The sequence below is a fragment of the Mariniflexile jejuense genome, assembly GCF_042675665.1.
In the GTDB taxonomy this organism is placed as follows: domain Bacteria; phylum Bacteroidota; class Bacteroidia; order Flavobacteriales; family Flavobacteriaceae; genus Mariniflexile; species Mariniflexile jejuense.
In genome coordinates this window covers 705,030-726,386 of record NZ_JBHTJI010000001.1, presented here as the reverse complement: position 1 = coordinate 726,386, position 21,357 = coordinate 705,030, and the positions used below count along the sequence as shown (strand labels likewise).

The 21,357-nt window shown below is 30.6% G+C and carries 16 protein-coding genes; 6 read left to right on the top strand and 10 right to left on the bottom strand.

The window, feature by feature from the left end:
• Positions 1–5 precede the first annotated feature (5 nt).
• The 4 genes from ACFQ1R_RS03175 to ACFQ1R_RS03160 all read right to left on the bottom strand — a co-directional run bounded on the left by ACFQ1R_RS03175 (position 6) and on the right by ACFQ1R_RS03160 (position 9,028).
• Positions 6–1,463 carry a PAS domain-containing sensor histidine kinase gene (locus ACFQ1R_RS03175; protein ID WP_379924657.1) on the bottom strand — a complete coding sequence of 486 codons (1,458 nt, stop codon included), beginning with the start codon at positions 1,461–1,463 and terminating at the stop codon, positions 6–8.
• A gap of 533 nt (positions 1,464–1,996) precedes the next feature.
• Positions 1,997–4,180, bottom strand: coding sequence for a sigma 54-interacting transcriptional regulator (locus ACFQ1R_RS03170; RefSeq protein ID WP_379924656.1), 2,184 nt, complete (start codon positions 4,178–4,180; stop codon positions 1,997–1,999).
• The gene (locus ACFQ1R_RS03165; RefSeq protein ID WP_379924655.1) at positions 4,181–4,624 is read right to left on the bottom strand and encodes a response regulator; all 444 of its coding nucleotides are present in this window, start codon (positions 4,622–4,624) and stop codon (positions 4,181–4,183) included.
• Positions 4,625–4,693: 69 nt separating this feature from the next.
• Positions 4,694–9,028: a PAS domain S-box protein gene (locus ACFQ1R_RS03160; RefSeq protein ID WP_379924654.1), complete on the bottom strand. Its 4,335-nt coding sequence runs from the start codon at positions 9,026–9,028 to the stop codon at positions 4,694–4,696.
• Positions 9,029–9,364: 336 nt separating this feature from the next.
• Here ACFQ1R_RS03160 and ACFQ1R_RS03155 point away from each other — a divergent pair, with 336 nt between their 5' ends.
• From ACFQ1R_RS03155 to era, 4 genes are all read left to right on the top strand, one after another.
• On the top strand, positions 9,365–9,622 hold the full coding sequence (locus tag ACFQ1R_RS03155; RefSeq protein ID WP_379924653.1) for a hypothetical protein: 258 nt from the start codon (positions 9,365–9,367) through the stop codon (positions 9,620–9,622).
• Between the two features lie 12 nt (positions 9,623–9,634).
• The gene (locus tag ACFQ1R_RS03150) at positions 9,635–11,221 is read left to right on the top strand and encodes a solute:sodium symporter family transporter (RefSeq protein ID WP_379924652.1); all 1,587 of its coding nucleotides are present in this window, start codon (positions 9,635–9,637) and stop codon (positions 11,219–11,221) included.
• Between the two features lie 110 nt (positions 11,222–11,331).
• Positions 11,332–12,036 carry an FKBP-type peptidyl-prolyl cis-trans isomerase gene (locus ACFQ1R_RS03145; protein ID WP_379924651.1) on the top strand — a complete coding sequence of 235 codons (705 nt, stop codon included), beginning with the start codon at positions 11,332–11,334 and terminating at the stop codon, positions 12,034–12,036.
• Positions 12,037–12,158: 122 nt separating this feature from the next.
• Positions 12,159–13,040, top strand: a complete 882-nt coding sequence (era, locus tag ACFQ1R_RS03140; RefSeq protein ID WP_379924650.1) for a GTPase Era — start codon at positions 12,159–12,161, stop codon at positions 13,038–13,040.
• Here era and ACFQ1R_RS03135 read toward each other — a convergent pair.
• Complete coding sequence (locus ACFQ1R_RS03135; protein WP_379924649.1) at positions 13,037–13,528, bottom strand: GTP-binding protein; 492 nt, start codon at positions 13,526–13,528, stop codon at positions 13,037–13,039. The two genes, era and ACFQ1R_RS03135, sit on opposite strands and share 4 nt — an antisense overlap.
• Positions 13,529–13,691: 163 nt before the next feature.
• Here ACFQ1R_RS03135 and der point away from each other — a divergent pair, with 163 nt between their 5' ends.
• Entirely contained in the window at positions 13,692–14,996 is a 1,305-nt protein-coding gene (gene der, locus ACFQ1R_RS03130) for a ribosome biogenesis GTPase Der (RefSeq protein ID WP_379924648.1), read from the top strand.
• Between the two features lie 117 nt (positions 14,997–15,113).
• Complete coding sequence (locus tag ACFQ1R_RS03125) at positions 15,114–17,888, top strand: outer membrane beta-barrel protein (protein ID WP_379924647.1); 2,775 nt, start codon at positions 15,114–15,116, stop codon at positions 17,886–17,888.
• 97 nt (positions 17,889–17,985) lie between these two features.
• Here ACFQ1R_RS03125 and ACFQ1R_RS03120 read toward each other — a convergent pair whose 3' ends face one another.
• Genes ACFQ1R_RS03120 through ACFQ1R_RS03100 form a run of 5 tightly spaced genes read right to left on the bottom strand, consistent with a single transcriptional unit; the run spans position 17,986 to position 21,253 of the window.
• Positions 17,986–18,780, bottom strand: coding sequence for a TPM domain-containing protein (locus ACFQ1R_RS03120; RefSeq protein ID WP_379926300.1), 795 nt, complete (start codon positions 18,778–18,780; stop codon positions 17,986–17,988).
• 50 nt (positions 18,781–18,830) lie between these two features.
• Positions 18,831–19,271, bottom strand: a complete 441-nt coding sequence (locus tag ACFQ1R_RS03115; RefSeq protein ID WP_379926299.1) for a TPM domain-containing protein — start codon at positions 19,269–19,271, stop codon at positions 18,831–18,833.
• A gap of 21 nt (positions 19,272–19,292) precedes the next feature.
• A complete protein-coding gene (locus ACFQ1R_RS03110) occupies positions 19,293–19,892 on the bottom strand; it encodes a LemA family protein (RefSeq protein ID WP_379924646.1) in 600 nt (199 codons plus the stop codon).
• Positions 19,893–19,952: 60 nt separating this feature from the next.
• Positions 19,953–20,282 (bottom strand): MerR family transcriptional regulator, encoded by a 330-nt coding sequence (locus ACFQ1R_RS03105; RefSeq protein ID WP_379924645.1) that lies wholly within the window; start codon positions 20,280–20,282, stop codon positions 19,953–19,955.
• The gene (locus ACFQ1R_RS03100; RefSeq protein WP_379924644.1) at positions 20,282–21,253 is read right to left on the bottom strand and encodes a M23 family metallopeptidase; all 972 of its coding nucleotides are present in this window, start codon (positions 21,251–21,253) and stop codon (positions 20,282–20,284) included. The genes ACFQ1R_RS03105 and ACFQ1R_RS03100 overlap by 1 nt, the downstream gene beginning before the upstream one ends.
• Between the last annotated feature and the right edge of the window lie 104 nt (positions 21,254–21,357).

Sequence of the window (21,357 nt, the reverse complement as noted above, 5' to 3'; positions counted from 1 at the left end):
TGTTTTTAAGAATTGGGTATGTTAATATCAAATTGCGTCATTTCATTCAAAATACTTTTTACCCGTATGGTGCCATTTAATTTTTGAACAATATTTTTAGTTATGTATAGACCCAAACCTGTGCCTTCTATAGTATTATGGCTTCTATAATAGAGATTGAAGATTTTGTCTAGTTCTTTTGCATTAATGCCTAAACCATTATCCTTAAAGTTAATTTCAAAACCAGAAGCTGTTTTAAAAGCGTTAATTATTATAAAAGGAGTATGAATTGTACTAATAGGTCTTTGGTACTTTATTGCGTTTTGTATTATGTTTTGTAATAATGAACTAATCATTTGTAAATTAGAGTTGATTATTAAATTTTCGGGGATGTTAATATTGAAACTGATGGTATTAAAGCCTTCAATTTGTGAAAGGTTTTTAATAACTTTATTTACTAATTTGTTTAGGTTAATTTCGTCATTTGTTATAGAGGAATTTATCATTAGTGAAGCTGTTGATAAATTATCAATTAGTATTTTGCCATCATTTAAAACAGTTTCTATCATTTCTAAAATTTCAAAAGAACTTTCATTAAGTTTTTCTATTTTTAATAAGTTAACAAGTCCTTCCAATGTTGTAAAAGGAGTTCTTAAATCATGGCCAGAACGGTATAATAATAATTCAAGATCATTTTTCTTTTCCTGTAATTCTTTAAGTATTTTTTTGCGAATTGATATGTTTTGAATAATAATTAAAACAATTGTTTCTCCTTCAAAATTAATATGATGAGGTAAAATTTCAACATCAATATTATCTCCCTTTTTTGTTTTAATTAGGAATTCGATTTTATGAGATTTTGCAGATTGAATTTTTAGTACTTTAGATAAATAGCTATAATCTGTTTTACTTAAAAGATTTAAATTACTTATTTTTTTATTGATAAGTTCATTTCTGGAATAACCAGATAAAGTTTCGGTTGTGGCGTTGCAATCTAGAATTTTACCGTTTGAATTTGTTACCAAAAACGAATAGGGTGCTCTATCAAAAAAAAGTTTAAATTTATTTTGTACCCGTATTACTTGGTCTTTACTTTCTTTTAACTTACTTATATCGAAAAGGATGGCTACATATTTTTCAATATCACCAAAACTGTTTAAAAAAGGAACTATTGTGGCTTTTACCCAATAAAAAGTGCCGTCTTTTTTCTTATTGCATATTTCACCTTGCCATATATTTTTGTTAATTATTGTATTCCATAATTCTATAAATATACTGTCTGATTGTATTCCTGATTTTAAAATATTATGGCTTTTTCCTAGTAATTCTAGTTCTGTGTAACCTGAAATTTGGCAAAAAGCTTCATTTGCAGATATAATTAAACCTTTAGGGTCTGTAATGGATACCAAAGCGGAATTATTTATTGCATCAACTAATTGTTCTTCTTGATTATTATTCCATACTCTTTTTGTAATACATTTCATTTAATTATATTTTTAGCATTTGTTATAATGTTAAATGATAATACAACATGTAATGTTTGTATTATTATTTGTTTTGTATGTAATTTTTTTGAAAATTGGCTTTAAACTAAAGGTGTTTAGTATTAAGCATGTTTTTAAAACAGTTGCAATAATTAAAATATTAATCAAACTTAATACGATTGATATATAGTTATAGATAGTAAATTTAGATTTTGGATACAGAAACTTATTTAAAGTATAAACAGATAATATGTTATAAATGTGAATGTGTTTTAAATAAAATTTTTTCGTCTCGTTTGTCTTGTAGTTACTAGGCATTTTACTGTTTTATAAAATGTAGAGCAAAACAGATGCCTTTTAGTGAGAAATAAAAATATATATATATAAAATTCTGTAATTTAGATAATTACGTTTTTTGGTTTTTTTAAAGCAATAAAATTATTTAACGGTATTTCGTTAATAAATTTTGTTATTTTGTTTTTTCGCGAAATACCGTTATTTTTTAGTTTGCTTGTTAAGTAAATAGCAGGATGTTATTTTTGTGATTTAATTCCTAATTTTGTCATTCTGTCTCTTAAAGTACTTACTTTTAAACCTAATAATGCGGCGGCACCATCTTTACCACTAATTTTCCAATTTGTTATATTTAGAATTTTAATAATGTGATTGCTTTGTACCTCATCAAGTGATATGTTATAATTATTTGATTTATCTGGGTTAGATTGTATATAGTAATCAAAATCAGGCAATACGGTTTTGCTAGTGTCAACTGTAATTACTGCTCTTTCTATAACATTTTCAAGTTCTCTTACGTTACCTGGCCAATGGTAAGATTTCATGTGTTGTAAAGCTAATTTTGAAATAGAATTAATGTTTTTTTGATATTTAGTACAAAATTTATTTAAAAAATAATCAACTAAAACAGGTATGTCTTCAATTCTATCACGAAGAGGAGGTATTGTTATAGGAAAAACATTTAACCTAAAAAACAAATCTTGTCTAAAACGGTTTGCCTTAACTTCTTTATCCAATTCTCTGTTGGTTGCAGCAATTATTCTTAAGTTGAGTTTAATAAGTTTTGAGCTGCCTATAGGTTCAATTTCTCCTTCTTGAATAGCTCTTAGCAATTTGGGTTGCAATTCTAAAGGCATTTCACCAATTTCATCTAAAAAAAGCGTGCCACCATCAGCTAATTGAAATTTACCAATTCTATCTTTTACAGCTCCTGTAAATGAGCCTTTTACATGTCCAAATAATTCACTTTCTAAAAGCTCTGTAGGAATAGATGCGCAGTTTACTCTAATTAAAGGTCCGTTTTTTCGTTTACTTATATTGTGTATGGCTTTAGCTATAAGTTCTTTACCTGTTCCTGTTTCACCTAGTATTAATACGGTTGCATTTGTAATTGCTACTTGTTCGACCTGTGTTAAAACATCGCTAATTTCTGTACTTGCATAAACTAAATTTTCATAATTGAATGATAAAGAGATTTCTTCTTTTAAGAAAACATTTTCAGTTTCTAATTGTTTTTTTAGGTGTTCAATTTCATTATAAGAATTCTTTAATTCTAGTTCGGCATTTTTTTCTTTTGTAATATCTTGAAATGTGCCTACAAAAAAAGCAGGTTCACCTTTTCCGTAAATGACTTCGCCACATCCATGAATCCATTTTAATTGTTTAGTACGATTTGTTATTATTCTGAAGATTAAATCATACTTTTTTCCTAAGTTAATGCAATCTTTTAGAATTTTAATATTGTTTTGTTTGTCATCGGGATGAACTGCTGTATTGCAGTTTTCAATGGTTAATTCTTCGTCAAAATTAACTTCAATTATTTCGTAAAAATTAGGGGAAACACTATTGGCTAGTGTTTTCAAATCTACTTTAAAACTAGCTATTTTTGCAATTCTTTGAGCTTCTATTAAATTTTTCTGACTTTCTTTTAAAATTAATGCTTTTTTTTTCAGATCTGTAATGTCTTCTTTTACGGCTAAAAAATTTATAATAGTTCCATCTGTATCTTTAATAGGTGTTATTGTTGCCTGTTCCCAGTATAAATCACCATTTTTTGATTTATTTCTAAATTCACCACTCCATGTTTTTCCACAGGTAATGGTGTTCCATAAGGTTGTATAAAATTCTTCTGAATGGAAATCAGATTTTAATATTTTAGCAGGTTTGCCTATCACTTCGGTTGCAGTATAGCCTGAGACTGAAGTAAATTTTGTGTTAGTAAATTCTATACAACCATAAATATCTGTAATTACTATGCTATTTGAACTTTGCTCTACAGCGGTAAGAAGTTTTAAAAGTTTGTTTTTTTGTATTTCGTTTGTGTCTTTTTCTTTTTTTAATTTAAGAGCGTTTTCAATGGCTGGTCCAAGTCTTAATAGGTTGGTTTTTAGAACGTAATCCCAAGCACCTCTTTTAATTGAGTCTGCTGCTAATTCTTCTGAAAGATGTCCGGTTACAAGTATGAAAGGAATGTTTAAGGCAATTTTTTTTGCAATTTCTAAGGCTTCAATACCTGTGAATTGAGGTAAATTATAATCTGTAAGAATAACATCAGGTTTAAAGTCTTTTAAGGCTGAAGTGAAATCGGATTTTGTGAATACATTTTTTGCAAAAAAATCAAATCCATTGGAGCTTAGTTCTAGCTTAATGAGTTCTAAATCTAAATCATTATCTTCTAATATTAGTATTTTAAGTGCAGCCATTTATTCTTGTTTTTCTGGGGTTTCGTTTAAAATCGCCCAAAAAGCACCTACTTCTTTAATGGTTTTTATAAATTCTTCAAAATGTACTGGTTTTATTATAAATGCGTTTGCGCCAAGGTTGTAACTTGTTAAAAGGTCTTTTTCCATTTTTGAAGATGTTAATATTACTACTGGTATTGTTTTAAGGTTTTTGTTTTCTTTTATTTGTTCAAGTACTTCCATTCCATCAACTTTTGGCATTTTTAAATCTAGCATTACCACTAGTGGATTTCCTGTGGTTCTATTTTTATAAGATTTGCGTGTAAAAAGATAATCAAGTGCTTCTTCTCCATTATTTACAACATCAACTTTATTCATTAAATTTATTTCTTCAAGAGCTGCAAGTGTTAAGTCAATATCTCTTTGGTCATCTTCAGCTAAAAGTATTCTACCTAGTTCTTTCATTTTATTGACTTTTTTTATTTAAATTTAAATTTACTATTTTTTTTTTTAAAAACAAAGCTATTTATTTGATTATGATAAGCTTATAAATATTGTGGCGCCTTTGTTTTCTATACCTTCAGCCCAAATTTTACCATTGTGTTTTTTTATAATAAGTTTGGTGGTTGCTAGTCCTATGCCTGTGCCAGGAAATTCATTAATACTGTGTAAGCGTTGAAATATTCCAAAAGCTTTTTCTACATATTTTTGATTGAAACCTACTCCATTATCTTTTATGAAGAAAATTGTTTTTCCTGTAGCATCTTGTTTGAAACCAATATGTATTTTTGGTTTTTTATTTTTACTACTAAATTTAATGGCGTTTGAAATAAGATTTTCCCATGCTTGTGTTATTAAAAATTCATCTATAAAAGCATTTGGTAAATTATCTACTAAAACAGAGATGTTTTTGTTTTTGATTTCGAAAACAAAATTTTCTAGCACATTTTTCACTAAATTTTTCATACTGCAGTTTGTTTTTTTTAGTGCTGCTCGACCCATTCTAGAATAGGTTAGTAAACCATCTATTAAATCGTTCATTTGAGATGAGGATCTAATTATATTATTAAAATAGTTTGCTTCCTTTTCGTTAATTTTACCTTTTAAGCTTTTGTTTAATAGTGATGTAAACCCATCTATATGCCTTAATGGAGAACGAAGGTCATGAGATACGGAATAGCTAAATGCTTCAAGATCTTTGTTTGCTATTTCTAATTGAATTGTGCGTTCTTTTACTTTTTGTTCTAAAGTTTCGTTTAATTTTTTAATTTCTGTTTCAATTTGTTTTTTTTCTGTAATATCAATCATGGTTGTGATATGGCAAGCTTCTCCCATAACTGTAATAGGTTTTGAAGAAAAAAGAAAGTTAACAGTTTTGCCTAATTTGGATTGCGAAGTAAATTCATGGTTGCTTAATCCGCCAGTTTCTATCTGCATTTTAATTATTTTTTCACGGTTTTCAGGGCTTATTATATTTAGTTCAATTGATGTTCGTCCAATTACTTCTTCTCGGTTAAATTCAAACATTTTGAGAAAGGAATCATTAACATCTATAAATTTTCCGTCAGATATTCTTGTAATTGATAAACCAGTTGGCCCTTCATGAAATGAGGAAGAAAATTTTTCTTCTGATAAAACTAATTTTTCTATAGCTTGTTTGTGTTCTGTAATGTTTTCGATGTGTGTAAAGAAATAAATGGGTTTTTCGTATTCATCTTTTAATACAGACGACTCAACTTTTGCATGGAAAATAGTGCCGCTTTTGTTAAGATATCTTTTTTCAAAAGCAACACGCTGTTTTTCGCCACTAACCAAGGTCTTTACTGCTTTTATACCTATATCTAGATCATCAGGATGTGTAACATCTAAATATGTTTTTGTTTTTAGTTCTTCCTCTGTGTAACCAAACATTTCACAAAGACTTTTATTAACCATACTGAAGTATCCGTCTGCTTTTACCAAACACATGCCTGTTGGTCCATTATCAATGGCGTTACTTAATAGTTCTTTGGCTTTTCTTAAATTTTCTTCAGCTTGTACGCGTTCGGTTATATCTAAAACAGTGCCTGTTATTACATCTTTTCCATCCAAAAATATATGAGTGCCATGTATTTCAATCCAAATAAGGCTTTTGTTTTTTCGAATACCTCGGGCAGTATATCTAACATCGTCAACTTCTCCTTCTAGTCGTTTTCTTATATTTTCATTGGCTCTAGGTTTGTCTTCCACAATTACAACGTCAGTGGGCTTTAAGTTATTTAATATTTCTTCTTCGCTATATCCAAAAATTTCAGCAAACCGTTTGTTTACGTAAAGAAATTTGTTTGCATCAAAAATATAAATACCTGTAAGGGATTGTTCAACTAGTGCGCGGAATTTATTTTCAGAACTTATAAGGGCTTTTTCTGCTTGTTTGCGGTCTGTAATGTCAACTATTATCCCCACAAAGTATAGGAACTCATTATTTGAGTCATAAATTGGAGATACTGTAATTTGCGCCCAAAACATTTCTCCATTCTTTTTTAAATATCTTTTTTCAGTTCTATAAACATTAACTTCGCCAACCATCATTTTTTTTACTTGTTCCATATCTTTTGCTTTGTCATCGATATGGGTAATATCTTCAAATGTGAGTTGTTGAAGTTCTTGTTCTTGATAACCTGTCATTTCACAAAATGTTTGGTTTGCGATAATAAATTTAAAATCTTTACCAGCCATTACCATTCCATTAGCTCCGTCTTCGTATAATTTCCGGAAACGATTTTCACTTTCTCTTAGGTTTTCTTCTATTTGTTTACGGTCGGTAATATCTATCAAAGTGGTTATATGGCAGGCTTCATCTTTGATTGTAATTTGTTTAGAGGAGAAAAGTAAATTTACTGTTTTCCCTGATTTTGATTTTGATACAAGTTCGCAGTTATGCAAGCCTCCCGTTTCTAACTGCATTTTAATTATTTTTGCTCTTGATTCTTTGTCAAGCATGTTTATCTCTATAGATGTATGGCCAATAACCTCTTCACGTTTAAACTCGAACATTTTTAGGAAGGAATTATTAACATCTATAAACTTTCCGTCGGATATTCTGGTAATGGTTAAACCTGCAGGTCCTGAATGGAAGGCATTTGAGAACGTTTCTTTACTTTGTTTCAATAAAATTTCCGTTTGTTTTCTGTCTGTTATGTCAATTAAAAATCCTCTAACCAATTGTCCTACTCCATCTTTGTTTCGTTTTATAACTTCACCAATTACATTTAACCAATGTATTGAGCCATTGGGGTAAATTACTCTAAAATCAAATTTATAATGATCTGGTCCGCCAATTGCAACCGACTTTTGTATGATGGTATTGCTTGCTTCTCTGTCTTCTGGATGTGTGGCATTGGTAAAGGTTTCAAATTCCCATTTTTCTTGGGGTTCAAGACCATATAATTTGTCATGATTTAGAGATCTTGACATTAAATTGGTTTCTAAATTAAATTCCCATGCTGCTACATTTGCTAATTCAGATGAAAGACGTAGGAGTTGTTCGCTTTCTTTCAAAGCTTTTTCTGTTTGCTTTCGTTTAGTAATTTCTTTAATAATACTTAGAAGTACTTTTTCGTCTGTTAATTCAATAATCGTAGCCGATAATAAAAAGTCGCCAATTTCACCTGATTTTTTACGATACTTAACTTCCATATCGCGCAAAATACCATCCTTTTTTAACTTATCAATAGAGGCCAGCCGCTCTTCTGGATTTACCCAAATTGGCAAATTTGTTGTATTATTGCCTAAAAATTCTTCCTTTGTATATCCAAAGGTTTCGAATATCATATCGTTAACCTCAAGCACCAATCCATCCATAGATGTTAGTGATACCAAATAAGGACTTAAGCGAAACGATTCTTTAAATTTTTCTTCTGATAGTTTGAGTGCTTTTTCATAATCTTTTTGTTTCGAAACGTCAAAAATTGTTCCTACAAGAAATGTATTTCCAAATGCATCTACATAGCGTTTTTTTTCTGTTATTATGGTATGTTTAGAGCCTTTTATGGTTAAATTTTCTTCTCTAATATCTGTAATACCAGTGTCGAGTACATTTCTATCAACTTTTAAAAAATGTTCTCTTTCATTTTGAGGAACGTTTTCAGCAAGGGTTTTTCCTATTACATTCTTTTTTTTAAGACCAAACATGTCAAAAAAAGATTGATTAGCAGAAACAATTCTATGGTCATTATCTTTTAAAAATATTGGGTATCCAACTAAGTTAAGAATTATATTGGTTCGTTCCTTCTCGTATTGTATGAGTGCTTCGGTTTTTTTTCGCTCGGTTATATCTTCAAAAATCACAGCACATCGTTTGGATGTTGATTTGTATGCGGTTACAGAGTAATGGTGACCAAGAAGTTCTGATATTTGCTCAAATTGACAACTTTTGCCTACTAAAGCAACTTTGCTAAAAACTCCAATCCAATCTGCTTTATCGTTCTCTATACCAGGTAAAACATGTGTTAAGTGTTTGCCAACAACATCTTTAAGTTTTAATCCAGTAGTAATTGAGAATTGTTCATTTGCATCAATAATAATTAAGTCTATTGGAACACCTTTGTTATTTTGAACTATTTCAAAAAGCACAAAACCAGAAGGCATATTATTGAATAAATCTTGATACCTAGTTTCAGATTCCTTAATTTTATTTAAAACCTGTTTAGGAAGTTTTGTGGTATTTTTATCTGGGTTTTTTACTTTATTTTCAGAACTAAGTTTATTGTTTGTATAAATTATTTTTTCATTATCATTAGTTTTTGACATTTTTAAAGATTTATACTTCTCTTGCAGATTCTCTAGTTCATTTAAAAGTTCTTTTCTGCTTTTGGCTTGATTTTTCATTATTCTATTGGTTGTAAAATATCAAAGTAGCATTACCTAGTTTATCAAAAATAAGTTAAAAATTTAATAATTTCATCAAATAATAAACTATATATGAAATGATTACGGGTGTTTATTGCGGTTGGTGTTTTCTGTGGTGCAAAATTTCTGGATATTTGTTTAAAAATCTTTAATTAGTGGAATTTTCCAATGCTCTGCGTGGTGTGTAGCATAAAGATGGTTATTTTTGAAAATATGACTGAGCGTATTTTTAAAAGCCATAATAAAATTTGTTGTTGTATCTTTTGGTTTTTCAATTAGATATTCAAGAGTGGTTCTGATGGGCTATTTTTTAATATGGAAGCAAACCATGAAAGTATTAAATTCATTCAAAAATATTTAATAGATTCAAAAACAATTGCAAAAAATATATTTGGGCCGCTTGGTACGTTCAATAATTTTGAATTTCAAAAACCAGTAACCCGTCGCATTGATTTTATATTTATAAGTGATGATATAACCATAAACAAATATGCCGTTTTAAGCGATTCAATAGATTGTCGTTATCCGTCCAATCATTTTCCTGTATATTTGAAATTAACTTTTAATAACTAAACCAAACGCATTATGCAAATTTTATCATTTTTAGGCTTTACTATATTGGTAGCTGTAATTTCATATTTAAAAACTAGGAAAACAGATGAAACGTCTTCCGATGGTTATTTTCTAGGTGGAAGAAGCTTAACAGGTGTTGTTATAGCAGGTTCATTATTACTTACAAATTTATCTACCGAGCAAATTGTGGGCTTAAACGGTTCAGCATTTAAAGAAGGTATTTTAGTAATGGCATGGGAAACTTTGGCAGCAATTGCTATGGTTGTAACGGCTGTTTTTTTATTGCCAAGATATTTAAAAGGTGGTATAACTACAGTGCCTCAATTTTTAGAAAAGCGTTACGATAAAATGACCAAAACCATTACATCTGCATTGTTTTTAAGTGGTTATGTTATTGTTTTATTGCCAATTGTTCTTTATTCGGGTGCTTTGGCAATTAACTCTATGTTTAATGTGCCAGAATTATTAGGTGTTTCAAAAACTGCAGCTTTATGGATAACGGTTTGGGGTATTGGTATTATTGGTTCTATTTATGCTATTTTTGGTGGGTTAAAAGCTGTAGCAGTTTCAGATACTATTAATGCTATTGGTTTATTAATTGGTGGATTAATGATTCCTGTTTTTGGACTATTATTAGTTGGCGATGGTAGTATATTTCATGGTGTTTCTACTTTAATTGAAAGTAATCCAGATAAATTTAAAGCCTTAGGTGGTTCACAATCATCTATACCTTTCGGAACTATTTTTACAGGAATGATGTTAGTACAACTTTTTTATTGGGGTACTAATCAAGCTATCATTCAACGTGCTTTAGGTGCTAAAGATTTAAAAGAAGGTCAAAAAGGCTTGTTATTAGCTTCATTTATAAAAATATTAGGACCACTAATTGTAGTACTTCCTGGTATTATTGCTTTTCACTTATTTGGAAACACACTAGATAATCCAGATGAAGCTTACCCTATGTTAGTAACTAAAGTACTACCTGCTACGTTAGTTGGTTTTTTTGCTGCGGTATTGTTTGGTGCTATTTTAAGTTCTTTTAACTCGGCTTTAAATAGTTCGGTAACGTTATTCGGAATTGATATTTATAAATCTCATTTTAAAAAGGAAGCTACAGAACAAGAAACTGTAAAAGCTGGAAAAATTTTCGGAACGTTTTTAGCCATATTATCCATGTGCATTGCGCCACTTATAGCTAATGCACCAGATGGTTTGTTTGGATATTTACAAGAGGTAAATGGCTGTTATAGTATTCCAATTTTAACTATTATAGTTGTTGGGTATTTAACTAAATATGTGCCAGCAATAGCCGCTAAAATTGCAATTATTAGTGGTGTTGTTTTGTATAGTATAAGTCAGTTTATATTAAAGCCTTTTGTTGTAGGTAGCGACAATTATCCGCACTTTTTACATGTTATGGCCATTTTATTTGTGCTTAATATTTTAATTATGCTTTTAATAGGCAAATTTAAACCACGTAAAGATGCTTTTGAGCTAGAATACACTAATCAAGTAAACATCACACCGTGGAAACATTTAAACGCTGTGGGTATTGGTATTTGTGTTACAGTAATAGCCATTTACATATATTTTGCATAAAATTCATCGAAGATTATTTTTATTAGTTAAAAATCATGTAATACTACTTTATTCTGAATTTTAATTTGTTATTTTTGGCGTCTAATAAAAATTAAACATAAAATAAGAAAATGAAAATAATTAAATTTTTAGGAGTTGTTTTAGCAGCTTCAGTATTATCTTCTTGCGGAGGAAAAGTTTCTAAAAGAGAATTAAAAACAGAATTAGATTCAGTTAGTTACGCCATTGGTATGGATGTAGCTAGAAATGTGAAAACAAATGTTTCAGAAATTGATAGTGAATTATTCATTCAAGGTTATATGAATGTTTTAGATTCTACAAATATCTTAATAAAAGAAGAAAACTGTCAGCAAATATTAAGCGCATATTTTCAAAAGAAACAACAAGAAAATATGAAAAAACAGCAAGAAGAAGCTGAAAAAGGTAAAGTTTTAGGTGAAAAATTCTTAGAAGAAAACAAATCTAAAGAAGGTGTAAAAGTAACTGCAAGCGGTTTACAATATAAAGTTTTAAAAGAAGGTACAGGTGCTAAACCAACACCAGAATCAACTGTAAAAGTTCATTATCACGGTACTTTAATTGATGGAACTGTATTTGATAGTTCTGTTGAAAGAGGCGAACCAACAACATTTGGTGTAGGTCAAGTTATTCCAGGTTGGACAGAAGGTTTACAATTAATGTCTGTAGGCTCAAAATACAAATTCTTCATACCACAAGAATTAGGTTACGGTGCTAGACAAGCAGGTGAAAAAATTAAACCATTCTCAGCTTTAATTTTTGAAGTTGAATTATTAGAAATAGTAGAGAACAAATAATAAATTAAGTTTTTTTACAAAAAAAGCAGAAAGGAAACTTTCTGCTTTTTTGTTTATATACAATTATAGTTGAATAAATAAAACAAGGTTGTAAATTTGCAACATCTTAAAAAGTAAACGTTATGAACCACAAAGCAGGTTTTGTAAATATTATTGGAAACCCAAATGTGGGTAAATCAACCTTAATGAATGCCTTTGTAGGTGAAAAATTGTCAATCATCACATCAAAAGCACAAACAACGCGTCATCGCATTTTGGGTATCGTTAATGGTGATGATTTTCAGGTAGTTTTATCAGATACACCAGGTATTATAAAACCAGCATACGAACTGCAAGAAAGTATGATGGGGTTTGTAAAGTCTGCTTTTGAAGATGCCGATGTGTTAATATACATGGTTGAAATTGGCGAACAAGAATTAAAAGACGAAACGTTTTTCAATAAAATAACAAGTTCTCAAATTCCTGTATTGTTGCTTTTAAATAAAATTGATAAATCAAATCAAGAGCAATTAGAAACGCAAGTACAAGTTTGGGCAGAAAAAGTGCCGAATGCCGAAATTTTTCCAATTTCAGCTCTAGAAGGGTTTAACGTAAAGGAAGTATTTAATAGAATTATCGATTTACTTCCAGAATCACCAGCATTTTATCCAAAAGACCAATTAACCGATAAACCAGAACGTTTCTTTATAAATGAAACCATTCGCGAAAAAATCCTTCTTCATTATAAAAAAGAAATTCCCTATGCTGTTGAAATTGAGACCGAAGAGTTTTTTGAAGAGGAAGAAATTATTAGAATCCGCGCAGTAATTATGGTAGAGCGCGAAACCCAAAAAGGGATTATTATTGGTCATAAAGGAAGTGCTTTAAAACGCGTTGGTGTTGAAGCTCGAAAAGATTTAGAAGCCTTTTTTGGTAAACAAATTCATTTAGAAACCTATGTAAAAGTGAATAAAAACTGGCGAAGCAATCAAAATCAATTAAAGCGTTTTGGGTATAATAATTAATCAAGAATTTTATTCATAAACGCTCTAAGTTCTAACATTTCGTTTTTGCTTGATGCCTTACCAATGCTTCCAGCAAAATAAAGTGCAAACCAAATAACTACCATAAGTAGCATAAGGCTTATTTGAATAGCAAAATCAGATTTTAAAGTCCAATTTGTATAAGCCCAAACGCCAAAAGCAATAAATAATCCTGCTACCAAAAAATGCAAAAACATAAAAAAAGTCCAAACAGTTGGGTTTGGTCCAAAAAGGCCATGTAAAACGCAAGTTTCTTCATCAACCGCATTAATTTCTAAGTGTAACTGTGGCGACCAAAAATGTTGTTTATGCTTTGGAAATTTTATAAACACATGGTCGTCAATGGAACTAACAATAAAATCAAATTGTGTTTTTTTACAATTCCGAAATTTTTGTAAAACAGATTCATTAGGTTTTGGTAGTTCAATCTTAAATCTGGGTCGTAAGATAACGGCGTTGGTAGTTGGCATTTGGTTGGTGTTTTAAATCATTAAAATACTATTTTTTTAGCTTAAAAATCTAAAAATTTAATAGTTAGCAAAAAAAGGTGGTGTAAAGCGTATATTTCCTATTTTTGCAAAATATTTCAACAAACATAAATTAAATCAGTTAAGGCTGTTTTCAAAATAAATCATGAGTAATATTGTAGCAATAGTAGGTCGTCCAAACGTAGGTAAATCAACGTTTTTTAATCGTTTAATTCAGCGTAGAGAAGCTATTGTTGATGCTGTAAGTGGCGTTACTAGAGATCGTCATTATGGTAAAGCAGACTGGAATGGTAAGGAGTTTTCGTTAATAGATACAGGTGGTTATGTGTTAGGAAGTGACGATATTTTTGAAGCTGAAATTGATAAACAAGTAGAATTAGCTATTGATGAAGCCGATGCTATTATTTTTATGGTTGATGTTGAAAGTGGCGTAACAGGTATGGATGAGGATGTTGCAAAACTACTTCGTAAAATAACAAAACCTGTGTTTTTAGTGGTTAATAAAGTTGATAATGCAAAGCGTGCTGAAGATGCTGTAGAGTTTTATTCTTTAGGTTTAGGTGAATATTACACCGTTGCAAGTATCAATGGAAGTGGAACGGGCGATTTATTGGATGCTTTAGTTGAAGCCTTACCAGAAAAAGAAACTGTAATTGATGAGGAGTTACCTCGTTTTGCAGTAGTTGGTCGTCCAAACGCAGGAAAATCATCATTCATCAATGCATTGATTGGTGAAGATAGATACATAGTTACCGATATTGCTGGAACTACCAGAGATTCTATAGACACTAAATACAACCGTTTTGGTTTTGAGTTTAATTTGGTTGATACAGCAGGTATTCGTAGAAAATCAAAAGTTAAAGAAGATTTAGAGTTTTACTCCGTTATGCGAAGCGTGCGTGCTATAGAACATAGTGATGTGTGTTTGTTGGTTTTAGATGCAACGCGTGGTTTTGATGGACAAGACCAAAATATATTCTGGTTAGCAGAACGCAACCGTAAAGGCGTGGTTATTTTAGTTAATAAATGGGATTTAGTAGAAAAAGACCATAAGACTACTCTCGAATATGAAAAAGCCATCAGAAAAGAGATGGAGCCATTTACAGATGTGCCAATTATTTTTATTTCAACATTAACCAAACAGCGTATATATAAAGCTATAGAAACTGCTGTTGAGGTTTATAACAACCGTACAAAAAAGATTAAAACAAGTGTACTTAATGAGGTAATGTTGCCAATTATAGAAAATTATCCACCGCCTGCAAATAAAGCAAAATTTGTGAAAATTAAATACGTAATGCAGCTGCCTACACCACAACCACAGTTTGCTTTTTTCTGTAATTTACCACAATACGTTAAAGAACCATACAAACGCTTTTTAGAAAATAAACTTCGCGAAAAATTCAATTTTAATGGCGTTCCCGTAAGTGTTTATATGCGTAAAAAGTAAATTTTATAAAAACTTTAGGTTTATTTTAAGAAAATTAATACTATAATTAGTCTATTTTCGTTTGCTGTTTTGGGAGTTAATTCTCTCGTTTACAATCAATCAATCAAAAAACAGTTAATGCGCAAATTCACATTAGTTATAGGTTTATTGTGTTGCTTCTTATCGTTTACGCAATCTAAAAATTTTAAAATTTCAGGAAAAATAATTTCAGAAGAAGAAGAAAACCCTCTCGAAGCAGCAACAGTTTACCTCGAAAAAATTAAAGATAGCACATTAGTAACCTATACAATTACTAATAAAGATGGCGGATTTCTGTTAGAAGATAGCACACCTGAAATCAATTTAAACCTATTAGTTTCTTACGTAGGGTATCAAACTTACAAACAGAAAATAACTTTAAATACACCCAATTTAAGTTTAGGAAATATAAAATTAAAAGTTAGTAATGCTTTAGATGAAGTTTTAATTAAAGCTTCGGCACCAATAACCATAAAAAAAGACACTTTAGAATTTAATGTAGCTTCTTTTAAAACTAAAAAAGATGCTACCGTAGAAGATCTTTTAAAGGAATTACCTGGTGTAGAAATTGATGATGAAGGCAAGATTAAAGTTAACGGCAAAGAGGTTAATAAAATATTAGTTAATGGAAAACCGTTTTTTGGAAACGATCCGTCAATCACAATAAAAAACCTTACTAAAGATATTATTGAGAAAATTCAAGTTGTAGATACTAAAACAAAAAGTGAAGCCTTTACAGGTGAAGAAGGCGATAAAGAAAATAAAACCATAAATCTTACCATAAAAGAAGAAAATAATAAAGGTGTTTTTGGTAGGGTAGCAGCAGGTGTTGGTACCAATAAACGCCATGAGTTTGCAGGAATGTTTAACCGTTTTGATAACGACCAACGTATTAGTGTTTTAGTTGGTGGAAACAATATAAATTCGCCTGGATTTAGTTTTGGTGAAATTGAAAAAATGTTTGGCGGCGGAAATGCTTGGTTTAGTGATAATGGTTCTTTTAGTGTCAATGGAAGGCAATTTGGTGGTGGGCAAGGTATTACAACATCCAATTTGGTTGGTGCTAATTTTGCAAATAGTTATGGTAAAAAAGTAGAGGCTTCTGCCGATTATTTTTATTCAAACAGTAATTCGGAAAATCAAACAACATCCAAAAGAGAAACCATTTTGTCCGATTCTAGGTATTTTTCAAATTCACGTTCAAACTCAAATAATGATACAAAAAGCCATAGTGTAAATTCAGAATTTGAGATTAAAATCGATTCAACATTTATGGTAAACGTAAAACCTTCGTTTTCATTTTCAAAAACAACAACAAATTATGTAAGTGATGATGAAACCTTAAATGAAGATTTGGTGTTAACAAATCAATCATCATTAAATTCAATTGTTGAAAATGATGCTAAGAATTTTTCAAATGAAATAAGCGCAACAAAAAAGTTTGGTGCAAAAGGTGCTTTTTTAAAATTTGGTTTGAATAATAGTTTTAAAAATGGCAATAGTGATGATTATATAAATTCTAACACCGAAGTATTTGGTACTAACCCAGAAACTATTGTTAGAAATCAATTTACCGATGGAGAAACTAATGGTACCAATTTACGCGCAGATGTAACGTATAGATTGCCAATTAAAGCCAAAGAATTCTTTATGAATTTTGGTTATAAATTTGAACGAAATAAAGATGAAAACATTAAAAACACCTTCGATTTTAATGATGTTTCAAATGATTTTGATACGTTCAATACAGCGTTAAGTACAGATTTTGAATATAAAGACATTAAAAGTACACCAGGTATTTCGTTGTCTTATAGAAAAGAAAAATGGTCGGCAGGTTTTGGTGCAGATTATGTGTTTCGTACTCTAAAAAACAATGATGGTTTAAGACCGCAGTTTAATGTTGAAAGAGGTTTTGAAGCTATACAATTGAATTCAAATTTTTATTATAAATTAAGTAAAATTGCAACAGTATATGCAAATTATAGTTTATCCAACATACCACCTTCAGTAAGGCAATTGCAAGCTTTTGAAGATGTTTCAAACCCTCTAAATACGGTAATTGGTAACCCTAATTTAGAGCCAACAAATGAACATAGGTTGTACTTTGGTTTCAATACCTTTAATTGGCAAGAAAGAACGGGTTTTTATATGTATGCAAGCATTGCGAGTAGAAATAATGCTGTAGTTTCAAGAACAACTATTGATGCTGAAACACTAAAGCGTGTTACAACTTATGATAATGTAAACGGAAATAACAATGGTTATTTTGGAATGGAATACAGTAAAAAGTTTAAAATAGATTCGTTGCAATCTGTAAAATTTAGAATAGCAAATTGGTCAAATTTCTCAAAAAATATTAATTACAACAATAATGTACAATATGCTAGCAATGTTATGGTGTTTAACCCGAATATAGGCGTAGATTATATTTATACAGATGTTTTTGAGTTTAAACCACGCTACCGTATTTCGTTCACCAATAACAAATACGATATAAGTGCTTTTGAAGATAGAAACTTTACATCGCATAATTTAGACTTAAATGCAGCATTTTTCTTGCCAAAAGGTTTTGAATTTAGAAACGATATAACATACAATTATAACCCCAACATTGCCGATGGTTTTCAAAAAGATGCATGGTTTTGGAATGCAAGTGTAGCCTATTCAATACTAAAAGATAAAGGACTAATTACTTTAAAAGTATACGATTTATTAAAGCAAAATACCAATGCAAGACGTACAGCTACGCAAGATTATATTCAAGACACACAAAGTACCGTATTGCGCCAATACTTTATGCTTAATTTTAGTTGGAAATTTAATAGTTTAGGTGCAAAAGGCGAAATAAGAGGTAATCATTTTTATGAAGATTAAATTGGAAAAGTTTAAAGGTTTAAAAGTTTTAAGTTTTCTTTGCCTAAAGCCTAAAGCCTAAAGCCTAAAGCCTAAAGCCTAAAGCCTAAAGCCAAACTTACCACCCTCCAGAAGCGCCGCCGCCACCAAAACCGCCGCCGCCAAAGCCACCACCAAAGCCGCCACCGCCTCCAAAGCCGCCGCCAGAGCTACCGCCAAAACCACCACCAGATGAACCACGATAGTTTCCACGTCCCATGTTGCTTAAAATAATGGCTTCAAAAATATCCATTGCGTCCGATTTGTTACCTCGGTTTCCACCTGAACCACCACGATTATTTTTTGAAATGGAAATGATGATGATTATAAATATGAAAATCAGTATAACAATAACGCCAACAGGAAACCCGTTATTAGATTCTTTTCTTGTGCCTTGATATTCGCCTGTTAAAACTTCCAAAATAGCATCAGCACCTCTATTTAAGCCGCCATAATAATCTTCTTGTTTAAAATAAGGAATAATATCTTGATTAATAATGCGTTTGGACATGGCATCGGTAAGCAAATGCTCTACGCCATAACCGGTTTTTATAGATATTTTTCTATCGCCTTTGGCTAGTAAAATAAAAACACCGTTATCTTCTTTTGCTTGTCCAATACCCCAAGCATGTGCCCATTTTGTGCCTAAATAATCTATGTTTTCTCCTTCGGTGGAATTGATGGTTGCAATTACTATTTGTGTTGAAGTAGTGTCAGAATACTTTATTAATTTTTCTTCTAAAGCTGTTTTTTCAGAAGCGGACAATAAACCAATATAGTCATAAACACTCGTTTGGAAGTCTGGTTTTTCAGGAATTTTAAATTGAGCATAGCTAAAACTAATAGAAAAAAGAGCAATTAATAAGATGAAAATTAATTTGCTATTTCTCTGAGATTGCGCCTGAAAACTGAATACTAAATTTTTCACCCTTTAGAAATTTCGTTAGGTAATTCGTTAGTATCTGAATCTAAATATGGGAAAAAGGTTTTAAGCTGTTCGCCAGATTTTAAAATGCCATCAACCAAGCCTTGTTTAAAATTGCCAGCTTTAAAGTGCGATTGCATTACATTTTTTGTGCTATCCCAAAAGTTTTTAACAACCACTTCATTTATGCCTTTATCACCATAAATAACAAATGTTTTTTCGTCAACTGCAACGTAAATTAATACGGCGTTTTGCAATTTGGTGTTATCCATTTTTAACATATAAAAAACCTCTAAAGCACGATTTGTAGCATCACCATTAGAGGTTTTTTCTATGTGCACTCGTATTTCGCCAGATGTATTTAATTCTGCTAATCGTATAGCTTCAATAACCTCTTGTTCTTCACTTTGGGTTAAAAAATCTTCTACATGGTTTGGCATCATAATAAGTGTTGGGTAGTTTTATTTGAAATTAAAATCTACATCAGGTGCTTTTTCACTTCCAGCATCAGCTTTGTAGTAATTCATTTGGTCAAAATTAAACAAACCAGCTAATAATGAATTTGGGAATATTTTAATGTGTTTATTATATGGTTCTACAGCTTCGTTAAAACGATCTCTAGCAACATTAATTCGGTTTTCTGTACCTTCTAATTGCGATTGTAATTCTAAAAAGTTCTGATTTGCTTTCAAATCAGGATAACGTTCAACAACTAATAATAGTTTTGATAAAGCGCCAGTTAAACCTTGTTGTGCTTGTTGAAATTGAGCCATATTCTCAGGCGTTAAATTATTAGCATCAATGGTTGTTTTTGTAGCTTCACTTCTAGCTTTTATAACAGCTTCTAAAGTGCTTTTTTCAAAATCGGCAGCACCTTGAACCGTTTTTACTAAGTTTCCTATTAGGTCGTTTCTGCGTTGGTAACTACTTTCAACATCGCCCCAAGTTTTGGTTGCTGTTTCTTTTAAGTTTACTGCTGTATTATTGAAATTTTTTCCCCAAGAATAAAGTCCGAATACAATAACAGCAATTATTATAACAGGAATAAGCCATTTTTTCATTCTATTTAATTTTATTGATTAGTTAATTGTTTACTATTAGTAGCAAGTTTTATAAAAGTGTTACAAAGCTTCTTTAACTTTTATAAGTTCGGCTTTAATAGCTTCTAGTTTATTTATAATATCAAAATTGGTTAAAGTTTTCTTTTTCTCTTCTTTTAAATGAATTTTAGCACCTTCAAGTGTAAACCCACGTTCTTTAACTAAATGATAAATTAGTTTTAGGTTTTTAATATCTTCAGGTGTGAATTTTCGGTTGCCTTTAGCATTTTTTTTAGGTTTTAAGGCATCAAATTCTTTTTCCCAAAACCGAATTAGCGACGTGTTTACATCAAAAGCTTTAGCAACTTCGCCAATAGCATAATATCTTTTTTCGGGTAGTTCTATATACATTAATCGAACGATTGGTTTTCTAATGAAGCGTGCTCCAATAATTTGTTAAATTCTTCAGTAGATAAACTTCCGTAATAGAAGTTTATTGGGTTAATTTTTTCACCATCTTTAATAATTTCATAGTGTAAATGTGGTGCTTCCGAGCGTCCGGTACTTCCAACAAAACCAATTAAATCACCACGTTTTACTTTTTGGTTTTTTCTAACATTATATTTAAATAAATGGGCGTACAAACTTACGTAGCCATAACCATGATTTATTCTTATATGGTTTCCGTACCCAGAAGCTAAATTGTCTGCGCGCTCTACAATACCATCGCCCGAAGCATAAATTGGAGTGCCTCGTGGTGATGTAAAATCCATGCCCCAATGCATTTTTCTAACTTTAGTAAATGGGTCTGAACGAAAACCAAAACCAGATGCCATACGTGTTAAGTCTTTATTGCTAACAGGTTGAATTGCAGGAATTGCAGCTAGTAGTTTTTCTTTATCTTCGGCAAGTTTTGCAATTTCATCTAAAGATTTTGATTGTACTACAAGTTGTTTTTGAAGTATGTCTAAACGCTTATTACTTTCCTTTATTAGTTTGGAATTATCAAAACCTTCAAACTCTTTATAGCGGTTTATACCACCAAAACCTGCTTTTCGTTGTTCTTCGGGTATGGGGTTTGCTTCAAAATAAACACGATAAATATTGTTGTCTCGTTCTGCTATGTTAGCTAAAACAGTTTCGGCTTCTTTCATTTTTTTATTCAACAATTCAAACTGCAATTGCGCGTTTTGTAACTCACGTTTTAAAGCACGTTCTTTAGGCGATTCTATGTATTGACTTGCAATAAAAACAAATAGAAAACCAAACAACGCAGAGCCTAAAAGAAACACAGATGCGTACTTTACAGTATTGCGTTTTTTGCGCCGTATTTTTTTATATGATAACGATTCTGCATCGTAATAATATTTTACCTTACTCATTTCCTAATTTATTCTATTTTTGCACTTTATTAAATGCAAAGCATATTGAATTTTAATAAACGATACAACCAACAAAAAAGTATTATAAGCCTTTAAGTTGAAAA